Genomic DNA, 19,879 nt, shown 5'->3' with positions numbered 1-19,879 from the left:
ATAACTCTTTGGGGGCTTGCCGCGTATGCTCGTCTATTTCCGTCAGATACCGCAACCAAAGTACCGCCATTTTCTTGCCTTTGAAATCTTGTGGCTTGAATTTGGGAAGTTCTACGAAGATGAAGCGCAGCCCTTCAATCACCTTGTCAGTATGTTCCACCTGCACGATTTTATAGTCGTGGTAAGCCTCCGGCACATCCGGCAGGAAGATGTCATTCACCAAGTTAAGCGAATACACGGGCTGGAGCAGTTCGTATTTGCTCTCTCTGCCTCCAAGCTGGCGCACGTATGCCTTCGAAGCGTTGAACAACACGCGCTGCATGAATGCAGGAGACCAAAGCATCTGCATCTCTACCAGAAACTGCCTGCCCATTTTGTCTTTGCAGCGCACGTCTACGATGCTGTTCTTTTTCAGCGGCGTTTCCGGCACCAGTTCCGGTGTCAGGTATTCGATTTCCGCAATCTCCTCTTCGGGCTCATCAAAAGGCAGCAAGGCATTGAGCAGGCTGATGACCAAGTCGGGGTGTTCGCCGAAAACTTTCTTGAAAGTCAGGTCGGCTTTAGGGTCCAAATATCTCATGTACGTAGTTAATTAGGGTTTGCCACAAAGGTAATGATATATTTTATAAAATGCAATAGATTATAGCCAACCAGAAATGGACTGTGAATATCGTCAAAGCGTTTTTTGCAGGAGCGTATCATAGTCCACAGACATGAAGGCAACAGCAAAAGACACAGGCTTTCGGACATTTTCTTCCTGCTGTAAGAACAAAAGGGACAACCGGCGTGTTCTATCTATAGAACCAATTAAAAACCAATAAGTAATGAAAAAATTAGCATTCTTGACAGTACTTGCCCTATTCGTGACAAGCTGCCACAACGATGACACTCCGGTAGCTCCCGAAAACCCGACATCCGACCTGATCAGTCCTGCCATGTACATGGGCATATTCACCCGTGACGGGAACAAACCTTTTACAGGAGTACTGAGCGTAGCTCCCTGCAACGAAAGCACATCCATTTATTATGGAAATTATGTAAACCAGAAACTGACACCCTTCCATGGATATTATTTCATCAAAGACGGTTCCGTTTATCCCAATGCAAACAACCAGGAAGTAAGCCTGCCTGCCGGTACATACGACATGATTTATTGGGGTACGCCTCAGTATACCGAACCCATTTACGCTTATCCGAATGTACGAGAACCCAACTACAGCATCGGTGAAGACTTTGCCCAACAAGACTTCAGCCTGCTTGCCATTTCCAATGACACGACCTATTATCCCACTTTCGACCTCGTGCATGCCCGCCGCCCGGTAAATGTCGGGACAGAAGACCTGGACGCAGACCTGCACCGGGTAGTGAGCGGATTGAAAGTAACCTTAAAAGGGAACAACGGAAATGCACTAAGCAATAGTATCACAAACGTAGAAGTACGCGTAACACGTATTGCTGAAAAGTTAAACTTCTATTCAGCCCAACCCGAAGGCAAATCCTGCACAGTAGCTTTCCCGCTGGTCCGCTCCGATGACAATACAGAAATGAGCAACGGCACCGTGATGCTATTCCCTTCTTTCGGCACACCCGAACTCCAAGTCTTCATCACATTGACCAACGGAAAGGTCAAGACATTCAAACAAACACTGAATGCCCCACTGGAAGCCAATAACAAGTTGACACTTGCTATCAGCATCGGCAATATCTTGGAAGAAGAAGATTCGGGCAGCTTCACCGTTGACGAATGGAACGAATCAAACGAAGAAATCAATGTCCCTATTCTGGAATAATACGGTATTAAGAAACATTTGGTTTTGCATGTAAGTCATATCGTTTTTTCAGAAGGCATACTTTTATGTTCTCGATATCAAAACCGTATGGTTTTGAATTGGAAACCGTACGTTCTCGATATGGAAACCGTACGGTTTTCATATGAAAACCATAAATAGAAGCTGGATGAAACGATAATGTAATCCAAATACGGAAACGACTGTTCCGAGGAGAAATAAAAAACAGATGAGGAATACACTTACCCGACAAAGCAATATATTCATGTTGAATATCCGCAAACATCCCATGTAGGGGCGTATCGCATACGCCCGAATACGCCAACTAATCCACGTGGATGTCTTCAGGGCGTATGCGATACGCCCCTACAAGGCAATTGGGTGAAATGCGGATATTCAAATTTTTTATTCTATGCATGCCCATTGAATACGGACATAAAAAACAGAGGCAGACTTCACAATCTGCCTCTGCCTATAAATCTCAGCATATCTATGCTGAAACACGCAGGTATAAAATCAGCAAACTTCTCATTGTGGCGCACTGTCGTATACCGACTGCAAGGTGTATGATGCATCCTCGGTAAAGATGCCCCGTTTCATCACGTCAATCACTTCCTGAGCATTATTCAGCATCTCGCCTGTAGCGTGATTGAAAAGTGCCCATGATTGTGTTCCGGTTCCGTCTCCTCCTGCATCCCAATAAAATGGAGGCATCCCATAATCTTTCGCTGCCTTACATACATATTCCAAGTAATACAAACGGAACGATTCCGACAAGTCATCCGCACGGTGTACGCATCCCATCTCGCCGATATAGGCAGGAATACCTTGGTCGATGAACGTTTCTTTCATCTTGGCAAACTGTCCGGTCACATTGTCTTCATCACCCCAATCCGCTTTCAGCGACGGGTCTGCGGTATGCCCCCATTGCGAATAAATATTGTCGGCATTCTCGGTATAGTCTATCGGGTCGTAAAAGTGAACGGCTACCATCAGCCGGTTATCCACCACATCCTGCGGCAAGACAAAGTTTTCTACCGTCAGGTCGATGTTTGTCACATACCCCGGCACGCCCAGGTAACGGGTCTGGTTGTTTCCACCCGTAGCACGCACGGCATCTACAAACACCTGATTCCATTCATTCAGTACGGCATATTGTCTGCCGCCATCCGTACGGTTGTCTCCCCAGCCCCAACTTCCGTCATGGATTTCGTTCATGGCTTCGAACACCAGGAAGTTTCCTTTGTCTGCAAATCGGTTGGCTATTTGGGTCCACATGGCAGCCAGCTGTGCCTTTACCGCACTATTGACCGTCTCATCCGTTGCCGCATCCTTGATATCCAGCCAATACTGGCTGTTCACACCATCGTGGTGAATGTTGATAATGGCATTCAGTCCGGCACTCTCGGCATAGCCTACCACTTCTGCCACCCGGTTCAAGTAAGTCTCGTCGATGGTATAATCGGGAGCTTCGCCCACATGTCCCAGCCATGTAACCGGAATACGGACAGAAGTGAAACCGGCATTTGCCAAAGCATCAAACAAGGCTTGCGTGGCAGCCGCATTTCCCCAAGAGGTCTCATCTGCCACTCCATTATTATGTGCATCCAACTGATTGCCTAAGTTCCATCCCAGTCCCAGACTGGCTGCTATTTCCAACGGCGTTTCTCCCGACACGGCTGCAGCCTGTCCGGCAGCCTGTGTTACAGTAACGGTTTCCGTCAAGTCGCCTAACGTAAACGTAATAGTCCCGGTGCGTTCCGCGCCGTGATTGGCAGATACGGTAAAATGCAAGGTATATTCCGTCATTGCCCGCGCATCGGTCACTTCTGCCTCAGCTATCCACGAGTCATTGATTGTATAGGCATAATCGCCATTGGTGGTCAGCGTAATGCTCAGCGCACCTCCTGCCGCCGGCATATCGTATGCAGTCTGTGCCACAATCAAACCGTCTCCGGCAGTCTGTGTCACCTGCACCGAAGCTGTAAAGCTTCCAGCTACCACCGAAAGCGTAGCCACGCGGTCATCGGTTTCCGAATTAGCATCTACCGTTACATTGTAGGTATAAGTCCCTCTTTCGGTTACACTCACGAATGACACGTTGCACCAAGTCTGATTACTGGTCACTTGTGGTTCAACCGAAGACAAGACAGAAAGCGTGAGTGTGTCACCGGATTTAGGGAAAGTCATTTCCGTAGCAGAAATTTGCGTTTCTCCCGTATAGCCTCCGCCTTCGTCATCCGAACAAGAAGCAAACAAGGCTATCCCCGTCAGCAACAGAAAGAATAATGTCAGATAATTTCGCATAGTTTTCATAGGTTAATCATTGATTAGTAGAAAGGCGCAGGCCCATGCAGTTCTATCCGCATACACCTGCGCCCACAAATATTACAGAATAGAAAGATTATCAATCGTAACCGTTACGGCATCCGGATTTTCTATATCGCTGAACATCTCCTGAAAATCAATGCAGAACACAATGACACCATTGTAAGCTGCCGAAGGGCTGTAGCGAATCATATAAGTACCGTCACCCTGTACGGTTGTCGTACCTTGACCTTCGCCTACCGACGGCCACCAGCCGTCAGCTGTACACATCAGTTGGGCGGTATAGGCATTGGTTGCAGCCGCACCGGTCAGTCCACTGATTGTAAACGTCAGCTCCATTGAATAATCGAACACAATGGAAGCTGGGTCAAACGGTTGGTTGGAAGCCGTGGAACCATACATGTTATACAATTCGATACGGAAATTATTCGTAGCTTCTTCCAGATGCCCACAAACAATTTTGCTATTGTCTACGGCAATCTCCGTAGCCGTCGGCGTACCGCTTCCGCTACCGGCATTCGGCAAGAAGTGGTAAGCCAAGTATTCGTCTTTCTCCGTACTGCGGTTGCCTAACCACATACCCATCACGCTGTTTCCTGCCGTCTCAATGCTCAAGATACGCAATTGGTTTTCTGCCGTAGCACTGAACATGATGTCACCGCCACCGATATGATAAGTCGGCACACCGGCACTGAACGTATAGATACCGTCTTCATCCAAGGTATAAGTACCGCTGGTAGTCGTTCCGTCCGGCATTTCGAACGTATAAGTCATATCCGCCGAGTTCAGTGTCATACTCAGGTTTTCCAATCCGTCTACTACCGTAGCCCAGTCGGGATAATTGCCTGCGGTAAAGTTGTTCATCAGACTTCCGTCCAGATTAGCCCAGTCAAACGGCACATCAGGCGACATGGTCCACTTGATTTCGCTTGTAACCACTTCTGAAACCATATCCTGCCAGCCGTCGGGCAAAGTAGGTTCGGGGTCGGGCTGGTCTTCGGGCACATAATTGTCAGCATATTCTTTCGATACGAAATTCCATATCAGCCACCAGGGTCCTTCACTGTTGTCACGCATCACACCGATACGCAGGTGGTTTTCGTCCAGTTCCAATAGTTGCAGGTCTCTGCGCCAGTTGGTCGTACGGTCGCTCCAGCTTGGCGTGTGCAACAAGTCGCAATCGGTAAAGGTAATGGTATGCGAGTCGGTATTCAACATAAATGTACCGGTCTGAGTCTCATCCGATGAAGAATTATACACCGTCACATTTGCACCGCCTTGCAAGTTGAACGTCATGGTGCTTTCCCAAATGGCATCATCGCCCGTATGTCCCACTCCCGGATCCCAATTGGCAGTCCAGTTATTCCAAGTCACCGTACCCGAAGGATCGGCGTATGTCAGTTCACCGGCTGCAAATCCGTATTCTCCGTTATCGAAAATCCAGGTTTTCTCCTGATCTACCCCTCCGGTCAGATACGTCCACAGGTCATCATTCACAAAGCCGGCATAGAAGTCGTCAATGGTAAAAGTCGCAGTAGGACCATAAACCACACCACCGCGGGTCTGCACACCGAAACGCACTTCGTATTCTCCTTCGAAAGGCATCTGCAAAGTCACTTCGGCTCCTTGTGCACGCCCTTGCGGATGTTCCCAGCATACCTGATAACTGGAAGGCATCAGGCTTCTCAAATAAACGATATTCGGATTTTCCAAATCGTGAGTAATGGTATAGGCAATGCCTTCTACCAAATCTTCAGAAGCTACATCCGGAGCTTCCAAGTCGTATGAATCGGGCGTACAGGCAGCTGTCATACCCATCAGCATCGCCAGCAGCGCCATTTGCAATGTATGTATCAGTTTATTCATAATGTTTCGATTTAAAAAATGGTTTGTTAGTTCTTAAGTTTCTGAATTTATCAGTTTTGTAAGCCTCGTCAACTCAAAAACTCAAAAACTTAAAAACTCAAAAACTTATTATTCACCAACCTGCATTTTGTTTCAATACACCGTTCGACAAGGTAATCTGATTGTTCGGAATCTGCATCAAACCTTGTTTGCTAGTGATATTTGAAGCCGTAACGCTTACATTATCCGGATTGCCACCACTAACTACTGATGTATTTCCCGCAATTTGAGAAGCGGCATAGTCCACACCTTGACGGAGCAAGTCCCAGTAACGCTGCCCTTCGAAAGCAAACTCCAGCATACGCTCGTTCATGATATTTTCCTGCGTAACGGATACCTGACGATAGTAAGTAGACAAAACCAAATCGCCGTTCTCGTCTTCTTCTGTAAAGGCACGCTGGCGTACTTGGTTCAAGTATTCCTGCGCATTGGAGCTTCCCAACTCAGCCGCCATGAGCAACACATCGGCATAACGCATTACCACAAAGTCCTGGTATTGGGAAACCATATAGTCGCCCCCGCTTCCCAATCCAGTGGTTTCATCGGTCAACGCCCATGCACCGGTCGATTCGTTCTGTTCCCATTTCGACATCGGAGTATATTTCTTAATGGTATAGCCTGTATATTCACGCTGGTCATTATAACCGTTTTCATAATTCGGGTCTTCGGCAATACCCTCGCTTAAAAGGTTCACCATAGACGCTTCACGACGTGTATCTCCGGTATTGTAAGCCGTCCACATTTTCGGATTGACCGTACAGATGCCCCAACCTCTTCCGTAAGGTGTCCAATACACATTGATACTACGAATGCCTACATTCACCAGCCAGCGGTTTCCATCATTGTTTCCGTTATAATCAGAAGTATAGTTAAACTTCTGTGCCAATACGGTTTCTTCATTGCCCCGACCGGCGTAAGTAGAATGTTGGGTATAACCGCTCGCAGCATCGCCTTCCCACCAAGTGGAAGCGGGCACCCACAAGTTCTTAAATTGCGGAACCAACGCATATTCGCCTGAAGAAATGACATCTTCCAAACCTTGCAACACAGAAGCACGGGTCACACCTTCTACACTGGGTTCCTTGCCATAATAACCGGTATAGAACAAATAGACACGGGCCAGCAGGGCTTTGGCGGCATACTGGGTGATATGCCCGTCGTTGTTCGCCGCATCGCTCTTCGGGTAAGCCGAAGCCGGAATGTTTTCAGCCGCATAAAGCAAGTCGCTGAAGATGACATTATATACTTCATCCGGTTCAGCCTGCGGTCGGTTCTCGTTCACCGGTTCGGTAAACAAAGGAATATTCCCCCATAAACGCACCATATCGAAATAGCACAAAGCACGCAGAGCACGACATTCACCCATGTAAGTACCTCTTGTCTCCTCACTTGTCCAAGAAATCTGCTCTTCATGCGCAATCAGTTCATTGCAACGGTACACAGCCGCATAATATCCCGTCCAATCCCCTTCGAAAAGATTCAAATCAGAAGGAGATTGCGTCTGGTCGAAACGGTCAATAATCTGATAATTACGGGCATCCGAAACGCCAGCCCCTCCAAAACACTCGTCAGCCATCAGCTCTGAAGCCATATAAAACGAAGTGCCGTTCGAAACCGTACTTTGCCACCCGTCATAGCATCCTATCAAAGCCCGGTATGCATCGCTTTCCGTCCGATAGAAATTGCCAGTAGTAGATTCTACTTTCGACTCCACATCCAAGAAATCAGCCGTACACGAAGTCAAGCCCATTCCAGCCAATCCCAATGCCATTATATAGATTTTATAGTTGTTCATATTCTTCAATTTTAAGATGATTCGTTAGAATTTCAAATTTACGCCCACCAAGAACGTACGCGGACGCGGATAATAGCCCAAGTCAATGCCCGATACCCAGTCAGAAGTACCGTAACCGATTTCCGGATCCATACCGTCATACTTGGTAAAGGTAAAGGCATTCTGTACTTGGAAGTACAAACGGGCCTGGCTAATAGCCTTCAGGTTGATGAGTTTCGCAAAGTCGTATCCGATGGTGATGTTGCTGATGCGCAGATAGTCGCCATCTTGGATATAGAGGTCTGAAAATTGCCAGTTGATATTGGTTTCCGTCACACGCGGAATGCGGTTGCTGGTACCTTCACCCGTCCAACGTCCCAAGATAGCCGAGGTATAGTTCGAATGGCTATTGGCATGATTACGGTAGCTTTGTACAATCTGGTTTCCGGCGGCTCCGTATGCGTTCAAGGCAAAATCGAAATTCTTATAACTGAATCCAATATTGAAACCATACGTAAAGTCGGGCGTACCGTTACCCAAGTCCACCTTATCGTTATCATCAATCACCCCGTTATGGTCTTGGTCTACGTAGATGACATCACCCGGCTGGACATCAGCTTGCAAGATGCCGTTCCCTGCTGCACGCCAATCTTCAATTTGTTGTTTGTTCTGGAATATGCCAGCTGTCTCAAATCCCCAGAAATAACCTATCGGATGACCGTTAGAAGCGCGATAAAATTCTGGAGTATTGTCATAAAGCATATTCACATCGCCATGAATGATACCGTCCTCAGTCGGTATATTTCCCACCTTATTCTTATTATACGCACCGTTGACACCTACATTATACTGGAAATCACTTCCGATTTGGTCGTTCCAAGTCAAAGCTAACTCGATACCGGTATTCTTTACATCACCGCCATTGATATACGGAGCGCCCGTACCTGCCGTAGCAAGAATCGGAGCTTCTACCAGCCAGTCTTTCGTGGTCTTGATATAGAAATCAGCGGTCAGGCTCAACCGGCTCCGCAAGAAACGTGCATCGATACCGATGTTGGTCTGTTCGGAAGTCTCCCATGTAACGTCTTCGTTGGCAAGGCGGCTGGGATAAGCGCCCCAATAGCCGGACTGGGCATCGGCTCCCACCTGATTGCCAAACAGGTAATACGTGTTGCTGGAAGTAATCGGAGCTGTATACTGGTAATTGTCAATGTTCTGGTTACCTACCTGACCCCAGCTGACACGGAGTTTCAAGAAATCCAACCAGTCGTGCGTATCTTCCATAAAAGCTTCGTTTGAAATCGTCCAACCGGCAGATACTGAAGGGAACACGCCATAACGGTTTCCACGAGCGAAACGGGAAGAGCCGTCGGTACGTACCGTAGCGTTAATCATATAAGTTTCTTTCCAGTTCCATCCGAAACGGGCAAAGTAAGAAACCGTACGCGTCTCATCATTCGGGTGACCATCCGCTCCCAGACCGTTATCCGCACTGGTAGCTGTACCGTTGTCGAGGTACGCATGATCCCAATCATCAAACCCATCTCGCAACATACCGGTAGTTCCTCTCAGGTAAGTACCTGAATAACGGCTCATTTCCATACCCAACAAAGCGTTGAACGCATGTTCGCCCACCGTCCAGTCGTAGGTTGCCGTATTGGTCCATGTCATCGTCAAGCCGTGCGACATGTTTTGGGCAGCACTGGTACGTGTATTGTTGAAACTATAAATAGAGAACTGGTACAACGGAGAGAAGCTGCGGTATTCGTTCGTTGTATATACAGCACCGAATACGGTACGGAACTTCAAGTTCTTAATGGGTTGCAATTCGGCATACACATTACCCGAGAAAGTCACGTCCTTATTCTCGTTATTGCTGTTGGTCATCATGCTTCCGTAAGGGTTGCCATCTGCATTATACCAATCCGAGTTGGTCGTATCGTTATAAGGTGAATCATAAATGTTGTTGTCGCTATAAATAGGCGCCAACGGGGAAGTACCGAACGCACCACGCAATGTATTATTATATTGATTACCTACTGAAATACCGTTGTTCATCTTATAAACGAAGCTGACCTGCTCTCCTACCTTCAACAAGTCGGAATCCTTGAAAAGCTTGTGTTCGGAATTGATACGGAAGTTGTAACGTTCGTAATTCGATACGTCCTTACCGCCTACGATACCTTCCTGACTCATATAGCCCAACGACATCGCGTAAGTAGAAGTTTCCGAACCTCCGGTAATGCCCAGCGTATAGCTTTGCGTCTGGGCATTGTTCTGGAACATCGAGTTCACCCAGTCAGTATCATACACATTGCCGTTCGCGTCGTAGATGCTTTCGAACGAACTCCAGTCGTAAGGCGCATTGCCCGAATTAATCGCCTGTTCGTCCATAATCATCATATATTCCTGTGCGTTCAGCATGTCCGCCTTACGTGCCTGGGTCTGCCAGCCATAGTAAGCATCAAACGAAATCTGCGCCTTGCCTGCCTTACCGCTCTTGGTGGTAATCAATACCACACCGTTGGCAGCCTGTGCACCGTAGATAGCAGCCGATGCAGCATCCTTCAACACATCGATGCTTTCGATATCGGCCGGATTCAACGTAGAGATATCACCGCCTACTCCATCAATCAGATACAGAGGAGAAGCATTTCCCACCGTACCCAAACCACGGATACTTACTTTCATCGATTCGCCCGGCTGACCAGAGGTAGACGAAATGTTCACACCCGGCGTCTGTCCTTGCATCGCCTGCAAGGGGCTGTTGGTATTCATCTTCGCCAGCGTCTCGCCTTTCACCTGCACCGTGGCACCGGTGACCAGCTTCTTTTTCTGAACGCCGTAACCTACTACGACTACTTCATCCAAAGTTTCCGAATCTTCTTCCATCACCACATTCAAGGTTTTCTGATTGGTAATTTGAATTTCTTGGGTCTTGAACCCGATGTAAGAGAATACCAACGTCTGGCCGGAAGCTACACTGACCGAATAATTTCCATCTAGGTCGGTAATAGAACCATTGGATGTTCCCTTCACCTGAACGCTGACGCCGATAAGCGGCAACTGGTCAGCGGCCGAAGTAACAACACCCGAAACAGTTAGATTTTCTTGTGAAGCCGGAGCGGCGTTCACACCACTTGCAGGGAAGCATAGAAGCATCGCCATTGCAAGAAAACACATGTGCACGAATGTGCACTTTCTGAATAAGTGTTTACTCATGGTACTTTGTTTAATAGTTAAAATTACATTATTCTACATGCCCCGATAGAATCGCACACATACGCTTTCTGCATCGAGAGCACCACAAATGTATTGCATATTATGAAAAACGGAGGGATGCATTTGTTTCCCGATAGGATATGATTTGTTTTTTCACCTATTTAATAACTTTTCAATCCCTACAACACATATATAAGCATCCGCCCACGCACGTATTTGCAAGTGCCGATGATGATACCTGCACAAGCCGGTGATTATATATGCGAACTTACCGGCACGGAAACGGCATCTTGTCACAAGATTCCCGCACGCTCTACTTCTTTTATCCAAAGCTCTGACATGCGCCGGTGTCCCGCAGGTGTAGGATGAATACCGTCCCATATCCAATATGTGTCCCGCGAAGAAGGTTCTTCACGCAAGAGGGTTTCGAACATTTCATCGTATGGCAAATACACCGCCTTGTACTCAACGGCTATCCGCTTCACAATGCGGACAAGGGTATGCACCAGACTATCACGCAAGGCAAATCCTTCCGATTCCTTCATCGAACCCGTGAAAGCCGTAAAGGGAGCACCCAGCACCAGCTTCAGGTTGGGATTGGCACGTAAAGAACGGTCGAGCAAGGCACGGTAACGCTTCTCCCACCCCAAGGTATCGAAAGGCTCGGCGTGCGGTCCTCCTATATAATAATGTATATCGTTCGTACCTACCAATACAGAAAGTATATCGGGCTTCAAGGCTATGGCATCTTCTTCCCACCGCTTCTCAAGGTCGGCAAGCGCATTGCCGCTGATGCCCCGGTTGAAGAACTCGTATCCCTTGCCGGGATATTTGCTCTGATAATACGAGGCACACAGATACATATACCCGCTTCCGTAGATGTGGTTCATGTCCCACAAGTTCCGCCCGGCGGAAGGCATCGCACTTCCGTCGCTATTTCCCCAATTCCCGTCGGTAATAGAATCGCCGATAAACAATATCCGAAGCCCTTGCCCATACATGGGGCAAAGGCAAGCCAGCCAAAGCAGGCAAATCCATATTCGTTTCATATCCTATCAGATTAAAGTCACACAAAAGTAATGATTCTCCTGTTTCACGCAAGACTTCCATCGCATCCTACAACATTTCATACCCCATTTAAAAACATCCTGCCCATAGGAAATACTGAGAATACCCTTCAAGAGACTGAAAAAAGATTATCTTTGCAAAAAAGAAAATCCAACTTCAAATCTAAACACACATACCATGCGAAACAAGAACATACTGACCTTTGCTTTGCTTGCCTTATTTTCACAGGCATTCGGACAAGGATACAAGAATCCGGTCATCCCGGGTTTTCATCCCGACCCCAGTGTCTGCAAGGCTGGAGATGATTATTATCTGGTGAACAGTTCGTTCCAATACTTTCCCGGTGTCCCCCTGTTCCATAGCAAGGACCTTGTCCATTGGGAACAGATAGGCAATTGCCTGGACAGACCCTCACAAGTCGACCTGGCAGGAGCCAATACCTGGGGAGGTATCTATGCCCCTACCATCCGTTATCATGAAGGAACATTTTACATGATAACCACCAACGTTTCGGGAAAAGGAAACTTTCTGGTACATACCACCGACCCGCGCGGCGGATGGTCGGACCCCGTATGGCTGAAGCAAGGAGGCATCGACCCTTCGCTCTACTTCGAGAACGGGAAATGCTACATGGTGAGCAACCCCGACAATTACATCACCCTGTGCGAAATAGACCCGATGAGCGGAGAACAACTCTCTCCCTCGCGCAAGATATGGGGCGGCACAGGAGGCAGATATCCCGAAGGTCCTCATATTTATGAGAAAGACGGATGGTACTACCTGCTTATCTCGGAAGGCGGAACCGAAACGGGACATAGCGTCACCATCGCACGCAGCGCCTTCATTGAAGGTCCCTACACACCGAATCCTGCCAACCCCATCCTGACACATGCCTGCGTGGCAGGACAAGCCAGCCCGATACAAGGGACGGGACATGCCGACCTGGTAGAGGGAACCGACGGCTCGTGGTGGATGGTCTGCCTCGCTTACCGCATCATGCCGGGCACACACCATACGTTAGGGCGTGAAACCTATCTGGCACCCGTGCGCTGGGACAAAGGTGCATGGCCGGTAGTAAACGGAAACGGTACCATAGCGATAAACATGGACGTGCCCACACTTCCTCTCACTCCTTCCAAACCACAACCCGATACCTTCGAGTTCGAAGAAGAAAAGCTATCGCCCGAATGGGTATACCTGCAAAACCCGATACCGGAAAACTATGCCTTCGAAAACGGAAAGCTACGCCTGAGCGCAACAAACACGACCCTGAGCGACGGGAAAAGCCCTACATTCGTCGCGCTCCGGCAAGATCAGTTTGATATGGATGCCTCCACAAAAGTAGCACTCCGGCAGGCTCAGACAGGAGATGAAGCCGGCATCACGGCGTTCATGGATTTTACATCCCATTATGACCTGTTCGTGCGCCAGGAAGCAAACGGAAAGCAATCCGTCGTGCTCCGCTACCAATTGGGTGAATTAAAGCACATCGAAAAAGAGGTGGCACTTCCCGATACAAGCCCTGTGATACTGAACCTGAAAGCGGACATAAACGTCTACCGCTTCGGATATACCGTCGACGGTAAATACCACGAATTAGGTAAAATGAACACACGCTACCTGAGTTCGGAAACCGCAGGAGGATTTACGGGAGTGATGTTGGGACTGTACGCCGTATCAGCATCTCCCGAATCGAAAGCATTTGCCGATTTTGATTACTTTAAATACCAACGTCCATGAAAAAGAACATATCCATCCTCTTACTTCTGCTCTTGCCTCTGATGCTCCTTGCGCAAAAAGAGACGAAGCCCATCAAGGTGGCTTGCGTAGGGAACAGCATCACCGAAGGATTTGCCCTGGCACATCCGGAAACAGAAAGCTATCCCGCCGTACTCCAACGCCTGCTGGGAGACGGGTATCAGGTAGGCAACTTCGGGCTTACCGCCCATACCCTGATGATGAAAGGCAACCTGCCCTACATGAGCAAACAACCCTTCAAGGACGCACAAGCCTTCTTGCCCGACATCGTGACCATCAAGCTGGGAACAAACGATTCAAAACCAATAAACTGGATACACAAGGAAGACTTCAAGAAAGACTTGAACACGATGATAGATGCCTTCGAAGCACTCCCATCGCATCCGCGCATCTACCTGTGCCTGCCTATTCCATCCGACCGGAAAGACTGGGGCATCAACGACAGTACCATCGTGAACGGCATCATCCCACGCATCCGCGAAGTGGCACACGAACGTAACCTGCCCGTCATCGACCTGCACACGCCGATGCTTCCTTATTATCCGAAAGAATATACCGACGGAGTGCACCCGAACAAATACGGCGCCATCGTAATAGCCGAAAATATCTACAAGGCACTGACCGGCAAAGAACCCGTGCCTGCACCAGGCAGAGCCGACCAGACCCTATGGTATGACAAACCGGCAAAACAATGGGAAGAAACCCTTCCGCTGGGCAACGGACGTCTGGGCATGATGCCCGACGGAGGCATCACGAAAGAGCACATCGTACTGAATGAAATCAGCATGTGGAGCGGTTCGGAAGCAGACTACCGCAACCCGGAAGCCGCCGAAAGCCTTCCCCGCATCCGCCAACTCCTGTTTGAAGGCAAAAACAAAGAAGCACAAGAATTGATGTACACAAGCTTCGTACCCAAAAAGCCTGAAAAAGGAGGCACATTCGGATGTTTCCAAATGCTTGCCGATATGTACATCAACTATACCTTCCCTGATACGATAAGCCAAGCGAAAGATTACCTGCGCTGGCTCAATCTGGATGAAGGTGTGGCATATACCACCTTCACGAAAAACGCTACGCGCTATATCCGCGAATATTTCGTGTCAAGAAACAAAGATGTAATGCTGATTCACCTGCAGGCAGACCGTCCGGACGCACTTGGATTCCATTTAACTTTGAGCCGTCCCGAACGGGGACATGTGCGGAAACTGAGCGAAGGGAAACTGGAAATAACGGGAACACTGGACAGCGGAAATGAACGGCAAGAAGGCATACGCTATGCTGCCATAGCCGGTGTAAAACTATCGGGCAAGAAAAGCCGGATGCATACTCATGCAGATGGCATTGAAGTTTCGGATGCTGACGAGGCATGGATTATCGTATCGGCGAACACTTCGTATATGAAAGGCGAAATCTATCAGACCGAGACCCAACGCCTGCTCGACCAAGCCCTGGCTTCCGACCTGACACAAGCCAAACAAGAGGCAACCGGTGAATACCAACAGTTCTTCCACCGTGCCGGCATCGAATTACCCGAAAATAAAACCGTGTCCCAATTAAGCACCGACAAGCGGCTGGAGGCTTTCCAAACGCAGGATGACCCTTCTCTGGCTGCCCTTTATTACAATTACGGACGCTATCTGCTGATTAGCAGTACCCGCCCCGGAAGCTTGCCTCCCAACCTGCAAGGGCTTTGGGCGAACGGAGTAATGACTCCGTGGAATGGAGACTATCATACCAACATCAATGTCCAGATGAACCACTGGCCGGTAGAACCTTGCAATTTGTCGGAATTGTACCAACCGCTCGTCGACCTGATAAAAAGACTGGTTCCCAGTGGAGAAGAAACCGCAAAGGCTTTCTATGGTCCCGAAGCAAAAGGCTGGGTGCTCCACATGATGACCAACGTATGGAACTATACCGCACCGGGCGAACATCCTTCATGGGGAGCGACCAATACAGGAGGCGCATGGCTTTGCGCACATCTGTGGGAACACTATCTGTATACGGGCAACAAACAATACCTTGCCGATATTTATCCCTTATTAAAAGGAGCTTCGGAGTTCTTCTACTCTACCATGGTACGTGAACCGGAACACGGATGGCTGGTGACGGCTCCCACTTCCTCTCCCGAAAACGAGTTTTATGTATCAAAGAAAGACCGGACCCCTATCAGCGTATGCATGGGACCCACGATGGACATCCAATTGGTAAGGGAACTTTACACCCATGTGATTGAAGCCGCATCCATCCTGCATACAGACTCTCTTTATGCCAATCAATTGAAAGAAGCAAGCGCCCAACTTCCTCCACACCAGATCAGCAAGAAGGGATATCTGATGGAATGGCTCAAAGACTATGAAGAAACGGATGTACATCACCGGCACGTGTCGCATCTGTATGGTTTGCATCCGGGAAACCAAATCTCGCTTTATTATACACCCGAATTGGCAGAAGCATGTAAAGTTACGTTAGAACGAAGAGGAGACGGAGGAACAGGATGGAGCCGCGCATGGAAAATAAACTTCTGGGCACGACTGGGTGACGGAAACCGGGCATACACCTTATTCCGTAACCTGCTTTATCCTGCCTATACCCAAGAAAACCCCAATGAACACGGAAGCGGGACTTTTCCCAACCTGTTCTGTTCGCACCCGCCTTTCCAAATAGATGGGAACTGGGGAGGCACTTCGGGTATCAGTGAAATGCTGATACAAAGCCAGGATGGATTCATCAACCTGCTCCCTGCCCTGCCCGACTCGTGGAAAGAAGGAAACTTATACGGATTCAAAGTACGTGGAGGCGCTATGGTCAGCATGAAATGGAAAGAAGGAAAGCCGGTAGAAGTTATTCTTACCGGAGGCTGGAATCCGAATGTCAAGATTAAGATGCCGGAAGGCATAACCGAAGTTTCGGTGAACGGAGAGAAACGCAAAGCGGAAAAGTTTGTGGAACTTACGGTGCCGGAAGGGGAAATAGCAAGACTGCGCTTTTAAAACCAAATGAATGTCTGCAAACAGCCAATGCATACCCCTGAAAAATGAATATATACTGCATACGCGGTTGAATATATACTGCATTCGCTTACGGATATATACTTCATCGGCAGATGCAGTACTACTGCGTTTTCAACTCAGATAGATTGACTAAATGCGGACATTCATATACAATAATACTATCTTATCAAAAGATAATACCCCTAATGACATTACTTGGAAAAAACAAAAGAACGATTTATCTTTGAACAACACCAATAAACAAATATATCATGAAACATCTAAAAAACATTGCACTGGCTTCTGTTTTGTGTGCAGGAACCTGTTTAAGTGCAGAAGGACAAACCCTCCCGCCTGCCATCCCTTCTGACCCCGAAATCGAAGCCAACATCCAAAATTGGCTCAAGAAAATGACCATCGAGGAAAAGATAGGTCAGATGTGTGAAATCACCATCGATGTAGTGACCGACTTCGAAGCGAGCCAAAAGGACGGGTTCACCCTGGACAAAGCCAAGCTGGATACCGTTATCGGGAAATACAAGGTCGGCTCGCTCCTGAACGTTCCCCTGAGCATTGCCCAGCCGAAAGAGAAATGGGCGGAAGCCATCAGGCAGATTCAGGAACTTTCGATGAAGGAAATCGGAATCCCCTGCATCTATGGCGTAGACCAGATACACGGAACCACTTATACGCTTGATGGAACCCTATTCCCGCAAGGTGTCAACATGGGAGCCACATTCAACCGGGACCTGGTAAAGCGTGAAACCGAAATCTCGGCATACGAAACCAAAGCGGGATGCATCCCTTGGACGTATGCTCCCGTAGTAGATTTGGGAAGAGACCCGCGCTGGTCGCGCATGTGGGAGAACTATGGAGAGGACTGCTACGTGAATGCGGAAATGGGCAAAGCGTCGGTCATCGGCTTCCAAGGCGAAGACCCGAACCACATCGGCAAATATAACGTAGCCGCCTGTATGAAACACTATATGGGCTATGGCGTTCCGGTTTCGGGCAAGGACCGTACGCCCTCTTCCATCTCGCGGAGCGACATGCGCGAAAAGCACTTCGCGCCTTATCTGGCAGCTGTCCGCCAGGGGGCGTTGAGCGTGATGGTCAACTCGGGCGTGGACAACGGCATGCCCTTCCATGCCAACAGGGAGTACCTGACCCAATGGCTGAAAGAAGACTTGAACTGGGACGGGCTGGTGGTTACAGACTGGGCGGACATCAACAACCTGTGTACCCGCGACCACATTGCCGCAACCAAGAAAGAAGCCATCAAGATAGCCATCAACGCCGGCATTGACATGTCGATGGTGCCTTACGAAGTGAGCTTCTGCGATTACCTGAAAGAACTGGTAGAAGAAGGTGAAGTGCCCATGAGCCGCATCGATGATGCCGTAGCACGCGTCTTGCGCCTGAAATACCGTCTCGGACTCTTCGACAAGCCTTACTGGAGCACCGGAGACTATCCGGAATTCGGTTCAAAAGAATTTGCTGATGTAGCCCTCCAGGCAGCCGAAGAGTCGGAAGTGCTGCTTAAGAACGAAGGGGGCATCCTGCCGCTCGCCAAAGGCACGAAGATTCTTCTGGCTGGCCCGAACGCCAACTCCATGCGGTGCCTGAACGGAGGCTGGTCATACAGCTGGCAGGGACACCGTGCCGACGAATGCGCCCAGGCATACAACACCATCTACGAAGCCCTTTGCAACAAGTTCGGTAAAGAGAACATCATCTACGAACCGGGCGTAACTTACGCTCCCTACAAGAACGATAACTGGTGGGAAGAGAACACGCCGGAAATTGACAAGTCAGTAGCCGCCGCTCAAAATGCCGATGTCATCATCGCTTGCATCGGCGAGAATTCCTATTGCGAGACTCCGGGCAACCTGACCGACCTGAACCTTTCGATGAACCAGCAAAACCTGGTGAAAGCGTTGGCTGCAACCGGCAAGCCCGTCATCCTGATTCTGAACGAAGGCCGCCCGCGCCTGATAAAGAATATCGAACCGCTTGCCAAAGCCGTAATAAACGTAATGCTTCCGGGCAATTACGGAGGAGACGCCCTGGCAAACCTGCTTGCAGGCGACGCCAACTTCAGCGGAAAAATGCCGTATACCTATCCGAAACATATCAATGCCCTCGCCACCTACGACTACAAGCCGTGCGAGAACATCGGTCAGATGGGCGGGAACTACAATTATGATTCGGTCATGGATATCCAATGGCCTTTCGGATTCGGACTGAGCTACACTACCTATAAATACAGCAACCTGAAGGTAGACAAGGCCCAATTCACCGCCGATGATGAGCTGACCTTCACCGTAGACGTGACCAACACGGGAAGCGTGGCAGGCAAGGAAAGCGTATTGCTTTACTCGAAGGACTTGGTGGCAAGCAGCACCCCCGACAACATCCGCCTGCGCAACTTCGAGAAGGTTTCCCTGAATCCGGGCGAAACCAAGACCGTAACCATGAAGCTGAAAGGAAGCGACCTGGCTTTCGTCAACTATTACGGAAAATGGACGCTGGAGAAAGGTGACTTCAAAGTGAAGTGCGGCGACCAGTGGATAGACCTGCAATGCACACAAACCAAGGTGTGGGATACCCCTAACCGATAAATTATAATCGAGTAGGAGGTAAACACTAATCATAGGTGTTTATCTCCTATTTTCATGTTTACCGACCTCTCACACCACCGTACGTGCCGTTCGGCATACGGCGGTTCCTATTTTGGGTACCATTCGAGATACGAGCCAATTAAGGTAGGATAACCTGCCTTTCGTAGGCTCTCCTTATTTATCGCCACCTTCAATATAGGACTGTCAGCAATACGCCAATAACCTTTGCGGGTGTTACCCCATTCCCATGCCTTGTATTTTCCAATGCCACATTTAATGAGGTTTGCTACCTTGGTCTTGGGTTTCTTCCAAGCTTTCCATATACACATACGTATTCTCCGTCTTAACCACTCATCTATATCAAGAAGAAAACGTTTCATATCGGCAAGATGATAGTATCCAATCCATCCACGTATGTATTCT

The 19,879-nt window shown here is 48.7% G+C and carries 11 protein-coding genes; 4 read left to right on the top strand and 7 right to left on the bottom strand.

What is annotated here, in order from left to right:
• Positions 1 to 580: Rpn family recombination-promoting nuclease/putative transposase (locus B5F71_RS13965; protein ID WP_143269910.1), on the bottom strand; the 580-nt coding region annotated here is incomplete at its 3' end.
• Positions 581 to 824: 244 nt separating this feature from the next.
• On the opposite strand from B5F71_RS13965, the gene B5F71_RS13960 reads away from it, so the two are divergent.
• Positions 825 to 1,790 (top strand): FimB/Mfa2 family fimbrial subunit, encoded by a 966-nt coding sequence (locus B5F71_RS13960; protein ID WP_087211387.1) that lies wholly within the window; start codon positions 825 to 827, stop codon positions 1,788 to 1,790.
• Positions 1,791 to 2,315: 525 nt separating this feature from the next.
• Here the strand turns inward: B5F71_RS13960 and B5F71_RS13955 are convergent.
• From B5F71_RS13955 to B5F71_RS13935, 5 genes are all read right to left on the bottom strand, one after another.
• Positions 2,316 to 4,103, bottom strand: coding sequence for a cellulase family glycosylhydrolase (locus B5F71_RS13955; RefSeq protein ID WP_241148358.1), 1,788 nt, complete (start codon positions 4,101 to 4,103; stop codon positions 2,316 to 2,318).
• Positions 4,104 to 4,175: 72 nt separating this feature from the next.
• Positions 4,176 to 5,981, bottom strand: coding sequence for a hypothetical protein (locus B5F71_RS13950; RefSeq protein ID WP_087211383.1), 1,806 nt, complete (start codon positions 5,979 to 5,981; stop codon positions 4,176 to 4,178).
• Between the two features lie 112 nt (positions 5,982 to 6,093).
• Positions 6,094 to 7,815, bottom strand: coding sequence for a RagB/SusD family nutrient uptake outer membrane protein (locus B5F71_RS13945; RefSeq protein WP_087211380.1), 1,722 nt, complete (start codon positions 7,813 to 7,815; stop codon positions 6,094 to 6,096).
• A gap of 24 nt (positions 7,816 to 7,839) precedes the next feature.
• Complete coding sequence (locus B5F71_RS13940; protein ID WP_087211376.1) at positions 7,840 to 11,016, bottom strand: TonB-dependent receptor; 3,177 nt, start codon at positions 11,014 to 11,016, stop codon at positions 7,840 to 7,842.
• A gap of 293 nt (positions 11,017 to 11,309) precedes the next feature.
• Complete coding sequence (locus tag B5F71_RS13935; RefSeq protein ID WP_087211373.1) at positions 11,310 to 12,065, bottom strand: SGNH/GDSL hydrolase family protein; 756 nt, start codon at positions 12,063 to 12,065, stop codon at positions 11,310 to 11,312.
• 196 nt (positions 12,066 to 12,261) lie between these two features.
• Between B5F71_RS13935 and B5F71_RS13930 the strand changes: the two genes are divergently transcribed.
• The 3 genes from B5F71_RS13930 to B5F71_RS13920 all read left to right on the top strand — a co-directional run bounded on the left by B5F71_RS13930 (position 12,262) and on the right by B5F71_RS13920 (position 19,456).
• Positions 12,262 to 13,824, top strand: a complete 1,563-nt coding sequence (locus tag B5F71_RS13930) for a glycoside hydrolase family 43 protein (protein WP_087211370.1) — start codon at positions 12,262 to 12,264, stop codon at positions 13,822 to 13,824.
• Positions 13,821 to 16,835 carry a glycoside hydrolase N-terminal domain-containing protein gene (locus B5F71_RS13925; RefSeq protein ID WP_087211367.1) on the top strand — a complete coding sequence of 1,005 codons (3,015 nt, stop codon included), beginning with the start codon at positions 13,821 to 13,823 and terminating at the stop codon, positions 16,833 to 16,835. The genes B5F71_RS13930 and B5F71_RS13925 overlap by 4 nt, the downstream gene beginning before the upstream one ends.
• 272 nt (positions 16,836 to 17,107) lie before the next feature.
• Positions 17,108 to 19,456, top strand: a complete 2,349-nt coding sequence (locus B5F71_RS13920; RefSeq protein ID WP_087211364.1) for a glycoside hydrolase family 3 N-terminal domain-containing protein — start codon at positions 17,108 to 17,110, stop codon at positions 19,454 to 19,456.
• Between the two features lie 107 nt (positions 19,457 to 19,563).
• On the opposite strand, the gene B5F71_RS13915 is transcribed toward B5F71_RS13920, so the two are convergent.
• The coding region (locus B5F71_RS13915) for a group II intron maturase-specific domain-containing protein (RefSeq protein WP_087211359.1) at positions 19,564 to 19,879 on the bottom strand (316 nt) is incomplete at its 5' end.

Origin of the sequence: Bacteroides sp. An269 (genome assembly GCF_002159755.1) — a bacterium.
GTDB classification, from domain to species: Bacteria; Bacteroidota; Bacteroidia; order Bacteroidales; family Bacteroidaceae; genus Phocaeicola; species Phocaeicola intestinalis.
Note: the sequence above shows the minus strand (reverse complement) of the source record. Positions and strands in the feature narration are given on the sequence as shown.